At 63.8% G+C, this 15,789-nt stretch carries 15 protein-coding genes; 7 read left to right on the plus strand and 8 right to left on the minus strand.

The window, feature by feature from the left end:
* Nucleotides 1-4: 4 nt before the first annotated feature.
* Nucleotides 5-1,471, minus strand: coding sequence for a leucyl aminopeptidase (locus GOW72_RS06600; RefSeq protein WP_170366153.1), 1,467 nt, complete (start codon nucleotides 1,469-1,471; stop codon nucleotides 5-7).
* A gap of 228 nt (nucleotides 1,472-1,699) precedes the next feature.
* Between GOW72_RS06600 and lptG the strand changes: the two genes are divergently transcribed.
* The 5 genes from lptG to rsmA all read left to right on the plus strand — a co-directional run bounded on the left by lptG (nucleotide 1,700) and on the right by rsmA (nucleotide 8,101).
* Nucleotides 1,700-2,800, plus strand: coding sequence for an LPS export ABC transporter permease LptG (lptG, locus tag GOW72_RS06605; protein WP_170366155.1), 1,101 nt, complete (start codon nucleotides 1,700-1,702; stop codon nucleotides 2,798-2,800).
* The gene (locus tag GOW72_RS06610; protein WP_170366157.1) at nucleotides 2,800-4,968 is read left to right on the plus strand and encodes an LPS-assembly protein LptD; all 2,169 of its coding nucleotides are present in this window, start codon (nucleotides 2,800-2,802) and stop codon (nucleotides 4,966-4,968) included. The genes lptG and GOW72_RS06610 overlap by 1 nt, the downstream gene beginning before the upstream one ends.
* A gap of 68 nt (nucleotides 4,969-5,036) precedes the next feature.
* Nucleotides 5,037-6,212: a peptidylprolyl isomerase gene (locus GOW72_RS06615; RefSeq protein WP_254432895.1), complete on the plus strand. Its 1,176-nt coding sequence runs from the start codon at nucleotides 5,037-5,039 to the stop codon at nucleotides 6,210-6,212.
* Nucleotides 6,209-7,174 (plus strand): 4-hydroxythreonine-4-phosphate dehydrogenase PdxA, encoded by a 966-nt coding sequence (pdxA, locus tag GOW72_RS06620; RefSeq protein WP_170366161.1) that lies wholly within the window; start codon nucleotides 6,209-6,211, stop codon nucleotides 7,172-7,174. The genes GOW72_RS06615 and pdxA overlap by 4 nt, the downstream gene beginning before the upstream one ends.
* An 84-nt stretch (nucleotides 7,175-7,258) precedes the next feature.
* Nucleotides 7,259-8,101: a 16S rRNA (adenine(1518)-N(6)/adenine(1519)-N(6))-dimethyltransferase RsmA gene (rsmA, locus tag GOW72_RS06625; RefSeq protein WP_170338787.1), complete on the plus strand. Its 843-nt coding sequence runs from the start codon at nucleotides 7,259-7,261 to the stop codon at nucleotides 8,099-8,101.
* Nucleotides 8,102-8,169: 68 nt separating this feature from the next.
* Here the strand turns inward: rsmA and GOW72_RS06630 are convergent, their stop codons facing one another.
* The 3 genes from GOW72_RS06630 to prfA form a co-directional block, all read right to left on the minus strand.
* Nucleotides 8,170-8,742, minus strand: coding sequence for a DUF4167 domain-containing protein (locus tag GOW72_RS06630; RefSeq protein ID WP_170338278.1), 573 nt, complete (start codon nucleotides 8,740-8,742; stop codon nucleotides 8,170-8,172).
* 239 nt (nucleotides 8,743-8,981) lie between these two features.
* Nucleotides 8,982-9,827 (minus strand): peptide chain release factor N(5)-glutamine methyltransferase, encoded by an 846-nt coding sequence (gene prmC / locus GOW72_RS06635; protein ID WP_170366162.1) that lies wholly within the window; start codon nucleotides 9,825-9,827, stop codon nucleotides 8,982-8,984.
* Entirely contained in the window at nucleotides 9,824-10,879 is a 1,056-nt protein-coding gene (prfA, locus tag GOW72_RS06640; RefSeq protein WP_170366164.1) for a peptide chain release factor 1, read from the minus strand. The genes prmC and prfA overlap by 4 nt, the downstream gene beginning before the upstream one ends.
* A 56-nt stretch (nucleotides 10,880-10,935) precedes the next feature.
* On the opposite strand from prfA, the gene GOW72_RS06645 reads away from it, so the two are divergent.
* A complete protein-coding gene (locus tag GOW72_RS06645) occupies nucleotides 10,936-11,244 on the plus strand; it encodes a hypothetical protein (protein ID WP_425328542.1) in 309 nt (102 codons plus the stop codon).
* Here GOW72_RS06645 and GOW72_RS06650 read toward each other — a convergent pair.
* The 4 genes from GOW72_RS06650 to GOW72_RS06665 form a co-directional block, all read right to left on the minus strand.
* Entirely contained in the window at nucleotides 11,170-11,577 is a 408-nt protein-coding gene (locus GOW72_RS06650; RefSeq protein ID WP_170358933.1) for a DUF1499 domain-containing protein, read from the minus strand. The genes GOW72_RS06645 and GOW72_RS06650 overlap by 75 nt on opposite strands.
* A 66-nt stretch (nucleotides 11,578-11,643) precedes the next feature.
* Nucleotides 11,644-12,591, minus strand: coding sequence for an agmatinase (gene speB, locus GOW72_RS06655; RefSeq protein WP_170366166.1), 948 nt, complete (start codon nucleotides 12,589-12,591; stop codon nucleotides 11,644-11,646).
* A gap of 69 nt (nucleotides 12,592-12,660) precedes the next feature.
* Complete coding sequence (gene speB, locus GOW72_RS06660) at nucleotides 12,661-13,638, minus strand: agmatinase (RefSeq protein WP_170366168.1); 978 nt, start codon at nucleotides 13,636-13,638, stop codon at nucleotides 12,661-12,663.
* A 35-nt stretch (nucleotides 13,639-13,673) separates the two neighbouring features.
* Nucleotides 13,674-14,837, minus strand: a complete 1,164-nt coding sequence (locus GOW72_RS06665; protein ID WP_170366170.1) for a M20 aminoacylase family protein — start codon at nucleotides 14,835-14,837, stop codon at nucleotides 13,674-13,676.
* A 66-nt stretch (nucleotides 14,838-14,903) separates the two neighbouring features.
* Between GOW72_RS06665 and mazG the strand changes: the two genes are divergently transcribed.
* Nucleotides 14,904-15,761 carry a nucleoside triphosphate pyrophosphohydrolase gene (gene mazG, locus GOW72_RS06670; protein ID WP_170366172.1) on the plus strand — a complete coding sequence of 286 codons (858 nt, stop codon included), beginning with the start codon at nucleotides 14,904-14,906 and terminating at the stop codon, nucleotides 15,759-15,761.
* The last annotated feature ends 28 nt before the right edge of the window (nucleotides 15,762-15,789 follow it).

The raw sequence follows: 15,789 nt of genomic DNA on the forward strand, positions 1-15,789 counted from the left end.
CGACCTACTCGAAATTGTCCTGCACGAAACGGCTGAGCGCACGGACGCCCCAACCCGTGGCGCCCTTGGGCGCATAGGACGTTTCCGCCGCGACCGAGGCCACGCCCGCGATATCCAAATGGATCCAGGGTGTTTCTTCCTTGACGAAACGCTGCAGAAACTGCGCTGCGGTGATCGAACCGGCCGGCCGGCCGCCCACGTTCTTCATGTCCGCGATGCGCGACTTCAGCAGATCGTCATAAGCCTGCCCCAGCGGCATACGCCACGCGCCTTCATCCTCGGCCCGGGCCGCCTTCAGGAACGCGTCGCAGAAGGTGTCGTTGTTGGAAAACACGCCTGCGTTTTCATGCCCCAGCCCGATGATGATGGCTCCGGTCAAGGTGGCCAGATCGATCATGCCGACCGGATTGAACCGCTCCTGCGCGTACCACATGACGTCACACAGCACCAAACGCCCCTCGGCGTCGGTGTTGATGATCTCGACCGTATCGCCCTTCATCGACTTGACGACGTCGCCCGGCCGCGTGGCACTGCCCGAGGGCATGTTCTCGACCAGCCCGACCAGGCCCACGACATTGGCCTTGGCCTTACGCTTGGCCAATGCGCGCATGGTGCCCGCAACGACGCCTGCGCCGCCCATGTCCATGGTCATATCTTCCATACCAGCGGCCGGTTTGATCGAAATACCGCCGGTGTCGAAAACGACCCCCTTGCCGACCAGAGCCAGCGGCGCGTCATCGGCATCGCCGCCATTCCACTGCATCACGACGACTTTCGAGGGGCTGTCCGACCCTTGCCCGACGCTCAGCAGGGTCCTCATGCCCAACTCGGCCAGTTTGTCTTCGTCCAGCACCTCGACCTTCAGGCCCAACTCCTCCATCTCTTTCAGACGGTTGGCAAATTCGGTCGTTGTCAGGATGTTGGCCGGTTCGTTCGTCAGGTCGCGGGTCATGCGCACACCATCAGCAACCGCATAGAGCGGTGCGAAGGCGGCCTTGGCGTCGTCGGGCTTGGCGTGGCAGATGGTCACCGCGCCTTTTGCGTCATCGTCCGTGGTTTTGTGCGCGTCGAAATCATAGCTGCGCAAAGCAATGCCCAAGGCCAGTTCCTCGGTCCGTACTTGGTTGCCCGCCATGACCAGCAGCTCCTTGCCACCTGCCAGCTTGGCCAGCGCGGCTCCGCCCTTGCGGGCTTCGTCCGGCTCGGGGCGGCGTGGCAGGACGAGAATGTCCAATGCCTCGGCCTCCATCCCGCCGGGCCAAGCCAACGAGATCACGTCGCCAGTCTTGACCTTGGCGAAACGGTCGCTTTCCACCAGCCGGGCCACGGCACCACGTGTCAAACGGTTTGCGCGGCGCGCGGCGGGGTTCATCTTGCCATCGGCCGGTATGAGAATGGCCACCCGGCCTTGGGCCTGTGCCATCAGGTCCAGTTCGAAGGCTTGAAAACGGATCGGTACCAGACTGCTCATTTCTTGCTCCTGAAAAACTCTGCCCACAGACCTAGCCCGCGCTGCCGCCATTGACCAGATAGCAGTTTTCCCCGCCCGCCAATTGCATTAAGGTCGCGCCAAAATGACCGGCAGGCTCGGGGGAGAAAATTTGGCATCATTCGGCAGGCATAGGCCGTCGCGCATGTTTTTGTGCCTTGGCGATTCTGGCAACAGGCCTGCTGGACGCCCCGTGCCGGGGATGCGGCCGTGATTCTGGACCGGTACTTCGCCCGCCGCTTTTTGCAGAGCTTTCTGGTGATTGGGGCCATCTTCCTGACACTGATGATCCTGATCGACCTGATCGAACAGGCCCGTCGGTTCAATGACGCCGACCTGTCCTTTGGCCAGGTTCTGCAGCTGACGCTGTTGAACACGCCCGCTGCGATCAGCGAGATGCTGCCGCTGTTGATGATCCTGTCGACCATTGCCCTGTTTGTCGGCCTCGCCCGCAGCTCGGAGTTGGTGGTGACCCGGGCGATCGGCCGCTCGGGTATCCGCGCGCTGGTGGCACCGGTCCTTCTGGCGCTGCTAATCGGAACGCTGGCGGTGGCCCTGCTGAACCCGATTGCGGCGGCCACGTCCGAGCAGTACCGGCATTTCTCGGATCTATACAAAAACGGTGGCAGTTCCGCCCTCTCGATCAGCCGCGACGGGCTTTGGCTGCGTCAGGGCTCGCCGCAGGGCCAATCGGTGATCCATGCCCGCGCATCGACCAACGACGCCGAGCTTGAATTGATCGACGTGACCATCATCACGTTTTCGCCCGAAGGTCTTCCGACCCGTCAAATCATCGCCAACGGCGCTCGCCTCGAGGACGGGGCCTGGATCCTGCGCAACACCAAGGAATGGCCCCTGTCCAACGACACCAACCCCGAGACCCATGCCGTCACGCATGAGACCCTGCGGCTGCCCACTTCGCTGACCCGTCAGCGCATCCTTGAAACCTTGGGCCAACAGGACAGCGTCTCGGTCTATGACCTGCCCCAACTGATCCGTGACCTGCGCGAGGCGGGCTTTTCGACCAAGCAATACGAGGTTTGGCTGCAGGTGCAGCTGGCGCGCCCATTCTTCCTGATTTCGATGGTGTTGATCGGCGCGGCTTTCACCATGCGGCACGTGCGGTTCGGCGGCACCGGCGTCGCCGTGCTGACGGCTGTTCTTCTGGGGTTCGGCGTATACTTCGTGCGCAATTTCGCTCAGATTTTGGGAGAGAACGGCCAATTGCCAATTGTGATTGCGGCCTGGGCACCGCCGTTTGCGGCCATATTGCTGTCGCTCGGCCTTCTGCTGCACGCGGAGGACGGCTGATGCGGCGCCTTCTGCCCCTTCTTTTGTCCAGTGCTGTGTACTTTTCCGGTCCGGGGCTGGCATTGGCCCAAACCTCGGAGACCAGTACGCCCGCGTCTGACACGGCACAACAACAGGATCAGCCTGCCTTGCTGGTGGCTGACAGGATCTTCATCACCCCGGATCGCAAACTGGTGGCCGAGGGCAATGTCGAAGCCTTTCAGGGCGACGTCAAACTGTCCGCACAGCGCGTGGTGTTCGACCGCGAGTCGGGCGAGCTGACGCTGGAAGGTCCGATCCGGATCGATCAGGGCGGACGCTCGACCGTCCTTGCGGACTCAGCGCAACTGGATGACGGCATCCAGAACGGGTTGCTGACCGGCGCACGGCTGGTGTTCGACCAGCAGGTGCAGATCGCGTCGGTTCAGGCGACCCGCGCGGCAGGACGATACACGCAGTTCAGCAAGGTCTCGGCCACGTCCTGCCATGTCTGCGCCGACGGTCGGCCGCCCCTCTGGCAAATCCGGGCCCGCAAGGTCACGCATGATCAGCTCGAACGGCAGTTGTATTTCGAGGGCGCCCAGTTCCGCATTCTGGATGTGCCGGTTTTCTACTTTCCAACCCTGCGGCTGCCGGACCCGACACTGGACCGGGCAACCGGATTTCTGGTGCCGTCAATCCGCACGACCTCGCAGTTGGGTACCGGCGTCAAGACGCCGTATTTCTTCAAACTGGGCGATCACAGGGATCTGACGCTGACCCCCTACCTGTCGTCCAAGACCACGACGCTTGGCTATCGCTACCGGCAGGCCTTCAAGAACGGCCGCATCCAGTTTGAAGGGGCCTATACCCGCGACGATGTCCAGCAGGAGCAGGATCGGGGCTATTTCTTTGCGAATGGCTGGTTCAATCTTCCGAACGACTTCCGGCTCACCTTTGACGTCCAGACCGCATCGGACGACTCATACCTGGCGGACTATGGGCTGCCTGACTATGACCGCCTGCGCAGCGAGATCGCGCTTGAGCGCATCAAACGAGACACGGCGTTTCGGACCAGCTTCATTCACTACAAGACCCTGCGCGACAGCGAGGAACAGGATGAGATCCCGTCGCAGGTCTTCGATCTGTTCTACCAGAAACGCTATTTCCCCGCGTCCGCTGTCGGCGGTGAGGTGCGGTTGGGCTTCGTCACCCACACCCACACCCGGACCAGCGACGAGGATATCATCGGGCGCGATGTGGCGCGCGCGACATTCGACGCCCAGTGGCTGCGCAGCTGGACCTTTGCCTCCGGGCTGCGCGCGGATGCGGAACTGGGGGCTTCGGTAGACACGTTCGACATTCGCAACGACAGCGCCTACCCCGACCAGATCACCCGGTCGACCCCGCGTGCGGCTCTGACACTGCGCTATCCGATGACCCGGCGCGAAGCCTCTGGCGCGACCCAGTTTCTGGAGCCGATCGCGCAGTTTGGCTGGACTCATGTTTCGGACACCGATGTGCCCGATGACGAAAGCACCTTCCAGGAATTTGACCAGGGCAACCTGTTGTCCCTGTCGCGCTTTCCGGCCGAGGATCGACGCGAAGACGGCACGACCGCGGTCGTGGGCGTGAACTGGGCGCGGTATGCCCCGGGCGGTTGGCGGGCATTGGCCACGGTCGGCCAGGTCTTCCGCTCGACCGCCGATCCGAACTTCACGGCTACGTCCGGCCTGCAGGGAACTTCGTCCGACCTGCTGCTGGCAGGGCAAATCAAAACGAACAATGGCCTGACGCTGGCCGCACGTGGATTGATGGATGGCGATTTCAGCTTTACCAAGGCTGAATTGCGCGGAACCTGGGCCAACGAGGGGACCCAACTGGGCGGAAGCTATATCTGGCAGCAGCCGGACCCGGCCGAAAACCTTGACATGGAAACATCCGAGATACGGTTGACCGCACGTCAACGACTGGATGAAAACTGGAGAGCCAACGCCCTGGCCCGCTATGATCTGGCAGAATCCGAACCGCTGCGGCTGGGCTTGGGTGTGACGTATGAAAATGAATGTGTGCAGGTTAACATGTCCGTCAGCCGGCGATATACTTCGACATCAAGTATTGAGCCTTCGACGGAATTCGGCTTTACCGTTGCACTGACAGGATACGCCGTTGAAGGCGGGGGCAAGAAGTATAGAAGAAAATGCAGCTGATTTCAGGTTTTTCCAGGTTCTTTCGTTCCCGTTGGCTGACGGTATTTGCGCCCGGCCTCGCGGTCGCCATGCTGACAGTTGCGCCTCAGCAAGCCCCCGCGCAAAGCTTGTTTTCACCGGCTATCCGCGTGAATCAGGATATCGTCACCTGGTACGAACTGGATCAGCGCCAGCGGTTTCTCGAAATTCTGGGTATCCCGGGCAGCTCGGAGGCCGAAGTCCGCAAGGCGCTGATCGACGAGCGCCTGCGCAAACAGGCCATGCGCGAAGCCGGCATCCAGCCCACACCCGAAGACATTCAGGTTGCGATCGACGAATTCGCCTCGCGTGGTCAGCTGACCCCGGATCAGTTCCTGAAGGCACTGGCTGATGCGGGCATCGACCGCGAAACCGTGCGGGATTACGTATCCAGTCAGCTGGCATGGCGCGACTATGTCAGCGCCCGCTTTATCTCTCAGGCCCGTCCGACGGACGACGAAATTGACCGTGCAATGGGTCAGACCGGCGGTGGCGGTCTTCAGGTTTTGCTGTCCGAAATCATCATCCCCGTGAATGCGCAAACCTTGGCACAGGCCGAAGCCTTGGCCGACGAGATCGCCCGTGTCGAAACCATCGATGCATTTTCGGCCGCCGCCACGCAGTACTCGGCAGCGCCGACACGCGAAAATGGCGGACGCCTGGACTGGTTGAACGTCAGCAACCTGCCTCCGGCGCTGCAACCGGTTATCCTTGGCCTGAAGAATGGCGAGGTCACGGCCCCGCTGAGCCTGCCCAACGCCGTAGCCCTGTTCCAGATGCGCGGCCTGCGAGAAGTGGCCGCCAGCACGCCGCGGTTCTCCAAGATCGACTATGCGGCCTATTACCTGCCTGGCGGACTCAGCCCCGAAACACTGCAAAGAGCCGCCGAACTGAAGGAAACGGTGGATACCTGCGACGACCTGTACGGCATCGCCAAGGGGCAACCGCCCGAGGTACTCGACCGGGTCTCGGCAAGTCCGTCCGAAATCCCGCGCGACATCGCGCTGGAACTCGCCAAGCTGGACCCAAACGAGGTGTCGACCTCTCTGACCCGAAACAACGGCCAGACGCTGGTGTTCCTCATGCTGTGCAATCGGACGCGCGATCTGGGTGAGGACACGTCGCGCGAGGACGTGGCCAACGCGCTGACGCAGCAACGCCTGCAGGCATTCGCCAACAGCCTCGTCGAACAACTGCGCGCCGACGCCACCATCATCGAGCAATGACCGCGCCCATCGCGCTCAGCTGCGGAGAACCTTCGGGCATCGGTCCGGAGATCGCCGCCAAGGCTTGGACCGCATTGCGCGACAGCTGCCCATTCTTTTACATCGGCGACGCCGGTCACCTGCCCGACGACATCCCCACGACCGAGATCGTAGACCCGGCCCAAGTGGCTGACATCTGCGCAGAGGCGCTGCCGGTGTTGCCGTTGACCTTTCCGGCCCCGAACCTGCCCGGCCACCCCGACCCAGCCAATGCGCCCTCGGTGATCGACGCCATCGAAACCGGCGTGTCGCTGGTGCGATCCGGCGCGGCCTCGGCCCTCTGCACGGCCCCGATCCACAAGAAGGCCCTGATCGACGGCGCCGATTTCGCCTATCCAGGCCATACCGAGTTTCTGGCGGCGCTGGCAGGTCGCTCCCTCGTGGTGATGATGTTGGCCAGCGAGCAACTCCGCGTGGTACCCGCCACGATCCACATCCCGCTGTCGCAGGTGTCCTCGCGGCTCACGCCTGACCTGCTGCGCGACACGATCGCGATCACCGCTGACGGCCTGCGCCGCCAATTCGGCATCCCGCATCCTCGCATCGCGGTGGCCGGGCTCAACCCCCATGCCGGCGAGGGTGGCAAGATGGGCCGCGAGGAACTGGACTGGATCGCCCCTCTGCTGGCCGATCTCACCCCCGAGGGCTACACCGTCACCGGCCCGCATCCGGCAGACACGATGTTCCACGCCGCCGCACGCGCCCGCTATGACGCCGCCATCGCCATGTATCACGATCAGGCGCTGATCCCGATCAAGACCCTCGACTTCGACCGTGGCGTGAACGTGACCCTGGGCCTGCCCTTCATCCGCACCTCGCCCGACCATGGCACCGCGCTCGATATCGCCGGACAGGGCATCGCAAACCCCACCAGCCTGATCGAGGCGCTGAAACTCGCCCAACGCATGGCACAAAGCACTTGATCCTTCATCTGGCGCCAAATATCCCCGCCGGAGGCAAAAATTCTCTGGCGCACCGCCTGCCCCTCGCGCCACGGTAACCGGATCATGAGCGCAATCGACACCCTCCCCCCGCTGCGCGAGGTCATCGCCAAGCACCAGCTCTCGGCGCGCAAGTCGCTGGGTCAGAACTTCCTGCTCGATCTCAACCTGACGGCCAAGATCGCCCGGCAGGCCGGCGACCTGAGCCAATGCGACGTGCTGGAGATCGGCCCCGGCCCCGGAGGCCTGACCCGCGGTTTGCTGGCCGAAGGTGCGCGCAAGGTGGTGGCGGTGGAAAAAGATATCCGCTGCATCGCCGCGCTTCAGGAAATCGCCGCTGCCTATCCCGGGCGGCTCGAGGTCATCAATGGCGACGCTCTTGAAATCGATCCGCTTGAACATCTGAACCCGCCCATCCGCGTGGCGGCCAATCTGCCCTACAATGTGGGCACGGAACTGCTGGTGCGCTGGCTGACCCCGCCGGAATGGCCACCCTTCTGGCAGAGCCTGACCCTGATGTTCCAGCGCGAGGTGGCCGAGCGCATCGTGGCGCAGCCCGGCACCAAGGCTTATGGGCGGCTGGCGATCCTGGCCCAGTGGCGGGCCGAGGCGCGCATCGCCATGTCCCTGCCCCCCGGTGCGTTCACGCCGCCGCCCAAGGTCAGCAGCGCCGTGGTCCACCTGACCGCCCTGCCCGAACCCCGCTTTCCGGCCGATGCCGGTATTCTGTCACGTGTCGTGGCCGCTGCGTTCAATCAACGCCGCAAGATGCTGCGCGCGTCGCTCAAGGGGATGGCCCCCGATATCGAGGACCGCCTGAACGCCGCCGGCATCAAGCCCACCGACCGTGCCGAGCAGATATCTCTCGAAGCGTTCTGCGCGCTGGCGCGCGAGATACAAAAAACCTGATCCCGAACGAAAACGGCCCCGGACATCTCTGACCGGGGCCTTTGAACTCTGTGCGCAACCGCTATGGCTTATTCGGCAGCCTCTGGTGCATCACCGCCGCCTTGGGGGGCCTGCTCTTCTACGGCCTTAGGCTTGCGTGCGCGCGGTCTCCGGGCAGGTTTGTCCTTGCGCTCGGCCGCTTCGGCCTTGGCGCCCGCGCTTTCGGGCGTCTCGACAAGCCCGGATTCAGGAGTATCCGAATCGGCGTTCAGATCAACGATGTCCGGCTGCGGAGCCTCGGCCGGGTCCGCCTGGCGTGCGGCTTCACGTTCCTGCCGTTCCGCCCGCTCCCGATCGCGCTCGGCCTGACGCTCGCGGTTCTGGCGTTCCTGCTCTTCCCGACGCGCTTCCATTTCGCGTTGCGCCTCGCTCAGCAGGCGCAGGTAATGCTCGGCATGTTGCTGAAAGTTTTCGGCAGCGACGCGGTCATTGGCCAGCTGTGCATCGCGCGCCAGCTGGTTGTACTTGTCAATGATCTGCTGCGGCGTGCCGCGCACCTTGCCCTCGGGCCCCGAGCTGTCGAAAACCCGGTTAACGACGTTTCCACCAGAGGGACGATTGCGGTTGTTCTTTGCCCGCGAGCGGGATTTGGAGGATCTCATCTTACTGTACGTCAGCCTTGTCTTGCACTGTCGATCCACCCGTATTCTGCGCTGCTCTGTGGCCTGTGCCGTCACGGGATGTCGACTTTTTTGGGCTTGGCGTCAGGGGTGCGCCGAAGGGGCGTCAACCGCGCTGACTACTCTGAGTAAGCATGTCCTGACGGCGCAGACAAGGGGTTAATACACCAAATGCCGGGTTTTTTACCCCGACCGGCGTAAATCGGCCTCAGAATCCGCGGCTAGCCCGGCATTCTGGCGCCCACCACCCGGTCCCGCCCGTCCAGATCAGGAACCACACGGATATCCGCCAGCCCCGCCGCGTCGAACAACGCGCCGACCGCCTGCGCCTGTGTCGGGCCGATTTCCACCAGAAGCCGTCCGCCGGGCACAAGGTGATCAGGGGCGCCGGCCGCAATCCGGCGATAGGCGTCCAGCCCGTCCGCTTCATCCGTCAAGGCCAGGCGCGGCTCGTGCTCGCGCACTTCGGGCGACAAGTCATCCATTTCGTCGAGCGCGATATAGGGCGGATTGGAAACGATCAGGTCGAAATGGCCACCAATGTTTTCGAACCAGTCCGAGCGCTGGATTTCCGCCCGATCCTGCACCCCGTGGGCCACCGCATTCGCACTTGCCTGCAGACAGGCTGCCTCGCTCAGATCGACGCCCAGCCCGGTTGCGCTGGTGCGTTCTGCCAGCAGGGTGATCAGGATGCAGCCTGAGCCGACGCCCAGGTCGAGCACCCGGTCAAACGGCTGGCTCAGGGCCGCTTCGATCAGCGCTTCAGTTTCGGGGCGCGGGTCCAGCACGTCGCGGCTGACGCGGAAGCGTCGGCCGTAGAATTCGCGCTCGCCCAGAAGATGGGAAACCGGCACCCGGATCGCGCGCAGCGACACCAGTTGCTCATACCGTTCGGCGATCTCGGGCGAGAGCTCTTCGGGCGCGATCAGGGTCACGCGGCTGGCCTCGATCCGGGCGGCATGGGCCAGCAGAACCCGGGCGTCCCGCGCCGGGTCGTCCACACCTGCGGCCCGCAGGCGCGCGGTGGCGGCCACCATGGCCTGTGCCGCTGTCAGCGCCGCGATCATTGCGCCATCTCCGCCAACAGGCGCGCCTGATCATCGGCGGTCAGCGCATCGATCACCTCGTCTAGGTCGCCCTGCATGATCTGGTCGAGCTTGTAGAGCGTCAAGTTGATCCGGTGATCTGTCATCCGGCCCTGCGGGAAATTATAGGTACGGATGCGCTCGGAGCGGTCGCCCGACCCCACCTGGCTGGCCCGGTCGGCCGAGCGTTCGCTGTCGATCCGCTGACGTTCGAGGTCATAGAGACGCGTCTTGAGCACCTGCATCGCGATCTCGCGGTTGCGGTGCTGCGACTTCTCGGAACTGGTCACCACGATCCCTGTCGGCAGGTGGGTGATCCGTACCGCCGAGTCGGTGGTGTTCACATGCTGCCCGCCTGCACCCGAGCTGCGCATCGTGTCGATGCGAATGTCATTCGGGTCGATCTGGATATCCACGTCCTCGGCCTCGGGCAGAACCGCCACAGTCGCCGCCGAGGTGTGGATGCGCCCGCCGCTCTCGGTTTCGGGTACACGCTGTACGCGGTGCACGCCGGATTCGTATTTCAGCCGGGCAAAGACGTTGTCGCCCTTGATATGGGCCACCACTTCCTTGATGCCGCCCAGTTCGGTCTGCTGTTCTTCGATGATCTCTAGCTGCCAGCCGCGCGCCTCGGCATAGCGCTGATACATCCGCAGCAGGTCGCCCGCGAACAAAGCCGCCTCGTCGCCGCCGGTGCCGGGGCGGATCTCCAGCATCGCCGGCCGCGCATCGGCCGCGTCCTTGGGCAGCAGCGCCAGTTGCAGCGCATGCTCGACCTCGGGGATGCGCGCCTTGAGCTGCGGGATCTCCTCCTCGGCCAGCTCTTTCATTTCGGGGTCGCCCAGCATCGCTTCGGCCTCGGCCAGATCGGCCCGCAGCTGGCGCCAGGCTGCGATCTGTTCGACCACCGGTTTGAGGTCGGAATATTCCTTGGCCAAAGCCGCGATATCCCCGCCCGAGGCGCCATCGGACATGGCCGCTTCGAGGTACTGGAATCGCTGGGTGATCTGTTCAAGACGTTCTTCGGGGATCATTGGGGCGGTGTCTATCATCCGACGGCTTTGGTCAAGGCCCCGGCTTGTGCTAAGCTATGCCCATGAAACGGATCATGGCCCTGCTGATCGTCTGCGCAACGCCCGGTCTGGCCGATGTCATCGGCCCCGGTGGCAAGGTGCAGGATTGCTATTGCACCGACACCTCCGGCGCGCGGGTGGAACTGGGTGAGATGGTCTGCCTGCAGGTCGATGGCCGCATGTTCATGGCTCAGTGCCAGATGTCGCTGAACGTGCCGATGTGGCGCGAGGTGTCCGAGGGGTGCCTGTCTTCAGGACTGCAGAGCCGCCAGCCAACCGTCGACCCGGGTGCGGTTGACGTCGAAATCCCGTCGGCCAAATCGTAACCGTCCATAGATGCGCAACGTGTCGCCGTCCTGCTGGGCGGTAGTGTAGTCGGGAAAGCCGAACACCCGGCTGCGGGACACATAGGTGATCAGGCCCTCATCCACCGATCCGGCCAGCACCGTCGTACGCGGCGTCGACCGCGCCATCTTGTCCAGCCGCGCGAGGCCGTCCGGCCCGGTCTGCACCACGCGGATCACGCCTCCGGGCAGGTCACGATCTGCCTCGGCCACGACTGGCACATGCCAGCGCGCGGGATCGGCCGGTGCCAGCCGCACATAGAGGCCAAGCCCGACAACCGCGGCGACGATCAACCAAAGAACCATGCGTTTCATTCCAATCAGACCTTCCGGCAGAACCCTAGCCGCCCGCCGGTACCTGGCAAGACCTGCCGGCCCCGCTTACCGTGACGTCACACCGGGCAGGATGCACAGCAGCTCGAACAGCAGGTTGGCCGCCGTCAGCGCAGTGTTGCCCGACGGATCATAGGGCGGTGAGACCTCGACCAGGTCGCAGCCGACCACGTTCATGCCCCCCAGCGCGTGGATCAGCTGCAGCGCCTGCGGCGTGGTCAGCCCGCCGATCTCGGGCGTGCCGGTGCCGGGGGCATAGGCCGGGTCCAGGCTGTCGATGTCGTAGGTGACATAAACCGGATGCTCGCCGATTTCCTTGCGGATCAACGCTCCGATTTGAGTCAGGTTTTGTTGCCACAACTCCCACGCAGGAAACTGCCGGAACCCCCAGCCCTTGGCCTCGGTGAAATCGCTGGCCGCATAGCCCGACCCGCGGATACCGACCTGAAAGGTCTTGTCGGGCACGATCAGCCCCTCTTCATACGCGCGGCGGAAGACGGTTCCGTGGGTCTCGCGCTCACCGAACATCTCATCATTGACGTCGGCATGGGCGTCCACATGCACCAAGGCAACGGGCCCGTGTTTCGCGGCAACGGCCCGCAGGATCGGCAAGGTGATCGAATGGTCGCCCCCCATCGCCACCGGGATCACGCCCTGTGCCAGGATCGCGTCATAGCTTTCCTTGATGATCCGAAGGCTGTCGGCCAGCGAGAAGGTGTTGATCGCCAGATCTCCGATATCGGCGATCTGGAGGCTGTCGAAAGGCGCGGCGAAGGTAGCCATGTTGTAGGGCCGGATCATCGCGCTTTCGGCGCGGATCTGTTTGGGGCCGAATCGGGTGCCCGACCGCCATGAGGTTCCGATATCCATCGGCACGCCCAGCACCGCCACGTCCAGCCCCGCCAGCGTATCGGCCGCGGGCAACCGCATGAAGGTGTTCGGCCCGGAAAACCGCGCCAGATCATTGCCGCTGATGGGTTGGTTGAATTGGCTCATGGCGTGCGCGCCCCCTGTCCCGTTGGTTCACCTGATACCGGCCATAGCAAAACCAAGGCTAACCAAAGGTTAAAGCCGCCCGTCTTTCGCCAGCTTGGTCCATCCCAGCAGGCAGATGATCTGGGTCGCCACATGCGCCCCCGCGATCGCCGTTGCACCGGACGTATCATACGGCGGAGACACCTCGACCACGTCGCCGCCCTTGATGTTGATCCCGGCGATGTCGCGCAGAATGATCTGCGCCTGAATCGAGCTGAGCCCACCCCAGACCGGCGTGCCGGTGCCAGGCGCAAAGGCCGGGTCCAGCCCGTCGATGTCAAAGCTCAGATAGACCGGACTGTCGCCCAGGATGCCTTTGATCTTCTGCGCCACGGCGGCGGGTCCAGATTCATAGACCTCGCGCGCGTCGATGATGTTGACGCCCAGCGTGTCCTCGTTGGTGGTGCGGATCCCCACCTGGACCGAGCGTTTCGGGTCCACGATTCCCGACTTCACCGCCTTGTAGAACATGGTGCCGTGGTCCACCCGGCTCATGTCGTCATCGGCCCAGGTGTCGGTATGGGCGTCGAACTGCAACAGGGACATCGGGCCGTATTTCTCGGCATAGGCCTTGAGGATCGGAAAGCTGATATAGTGGTCGCCCCCCAGCGTGACCGAGGCCACATCCGCCGCCAGAATGGTACGGATATGATTGGTCAGCGTGTCGGGAAAGGCCGGGATGTTGGCATAGTCATAGGCCATGTCGCCATAGTCGATGATCGCCAGCTCGCTGAGCGCATCGAAGGGCCAGCCATAGGGCGCATCGGGCGATTGCAGGGCGCTGGCCTCGCGGATCGCGCGCGGACCCAGACGGGTACCGGGGCGGTTGGTCACCGCCTGATCGAACGGCACGCCGGTCACCGCGATATCGGCGCCGGTCAGATCCTTGGTGTACAGCCGCCGCAGAAAGGACGTCGCCCCGCCAAAGGTGTTTTCATAGCTCAACCCCTTCAGGTCGGGGTTGGTAAAGGCCTCATCGACCTGATTTTTTGCGTCTTCCAATGCCATTTTGGCCCGTTTCCTTCCTGATATCGACCGGACCGTCAGGTCAACGGCTGCGCCTTTTCGACGATGCGCGCAAAGAACGAGGCACCCACCGGTGCGATCTCGTCGTTGAAATTGTACTTGGGGTGGTGCAACCCGGGCCCGTCGCCCTGCCCCAGGAACAGATAGGCACCCGGACGTTCCTGCAGCATGTACGAGAAATCTTCGGCCCCCATCTCGCGCCCGGCTTCGGCGATCACCCGATCGGCTCCCGAGACCTCGCGCGCAACTTCGGCGGCGAAACCGGTCTTGTCCGCATCGTTGACCGTGGCCGGATAGCCGACGACATAATCCAGCGTCGCCGTGACCCCGTAGGACGCCGCCTGCCCCTGCACGATTTCTTCAAGACGGTTCATCACCATCTGCTGCACCGCCGGATCGAAAGTGCGGACGGTGCCGTTCAGATAGGCGGTGTCGGGGATCACATTGTTCACGGTCCCGGTGTGGATCTGGGTGACCGAGATCACCAGATCGTCCAGCGCATAGTGGTTGCGGCTGACGATGGTCTGGATCGCCTGGGCGATTCCGCAGGCGGCCATGACCGGGTCGCGCGTCTCGTGCGGCATGGCACCGTGGCCACCCACGCCCTGAATGTGGATGTCGAACGTATCGACCGCCGCCATGATCGGCCCAGGCGTGGTATAGAACGCGCCCTCGGCAAAGCCCGGCGCGTTGTGCAGGGCATAGACCTGAGCGATGTCGAACCGGTCCATCACACCCTCTTTGACCATGATATCGGCACCACCGCCCTCTTCCTCGGCGGGTTGGAACAGCAACGCCACCCGGCCCCGGAAATTCCGCGTCTCGGCCAGGTACCGCGCCGCGCCCAGCAGCATAGTGGTGTGCCCGTCATGCCCGCAAGCATGCATCATGCCCGGTGTCTTCGAGGCATAGTCCACACCCGTTTCCTCAGCGATCGGCAGCGCATCCATGTCGGCGCGCAGCCCGATCGTGGGGCCATCGCCCTGCCCGGTGATGATCGCCACGATCCCTGTCTGCGCGATCCCTTCGTGCAATTCGTCCACGCCGAATTCACGCAGCCGCTCGGCCACGAAAGCGGCGGTCTGGTGGCAGTCGAACTCCAGTTCCGGGATCGTGTGCAGGTGCTGGCGCCATTCGGCCATGTCGGCGGCGTAATCGGCAATGCGGTTGACGACGGGCATCGGGGGTGGACTCCTGATCCAAGCTGCGGGATGGATGCATCTGACACCGGAACAAGGGGCTTCGCAATGGCTGAAAATCCACTGATCCACGATACCGACGCCGGAATCGAGCGGCTGCTGGAGATCATGCGCCGCCTGCGCGACCCGGAAACCGGCTGCCCGTGGGACATCGAACAGGATTTCGCCACCATCGCCCCCTACACGATCGAAGAGGCTTACGAGGTCGCCGACGCCATCGAGCGACAAGCCTGGGACGAGCTCAAGGGCGAGCTGGGCGACCTGCTGTTCCAGTCGGTCTTTCACGCGCAGATGGCCGAAGAGGCGGGGCATTTCACCTTTCAGGACGTGGTGCGCACCATGTCCGACAAGATGGTGGCCCGCCATCCGCATGTCTTCGGCGACGAATCCCGCGACAAGTCCGCCGAACAGCAGACCCGCGACTGGGAGGCGATCAAGGCCGCCGAGCGCGCGGGCAAGGAACAGAAAGGCGCTCTGGACGGGGTGGCCGCCAACCTGCCCGCCCTGCTGCGCGCCTACAAGCTGCAGAAACGCGCCGCGCGGGTGGGTTTCGACTGGCCCGATGTCAGCCATGTGCTGGCCAAGATCACCGAAGAGGCCGCCGAACTGACAGAGGCGCGCGACCAGATGGACGCGGACGCGCTCGAGGACGAGTTCGGCGACCTGCTGTTCGTGATCGTCAATCTCGGCCGCCATATGGGCATCGAGCCCGAGGCCGCGCTGCGCCGCACCAACGCCAAGTTCACCCGCCGGTTCGAACAGGTCGAAGCCCGGCTGGCCGCACGTGGCAAGACGCCGTCAGACAGCACGCTGGAAGAGATGGACGCCCTGTGGGACGCGGTGAAAACCGAAGAACACCGGGCAAATGGCAAACTCCCGCCGGTGGCCACCGGAACAGGGGCCTGAAACCGCTGGACAAGCGGCGCGCGGATTG

The organism is Ruegeria arenilitoris (genome assembly GCF_013032855.1).
GTDB lineage: Bacteria > Pseudomonadota > Alphaproteobacteria > Rhodobacterales > Rhodobacteraceae > Ruegeria > Ruegeria arenilitoris.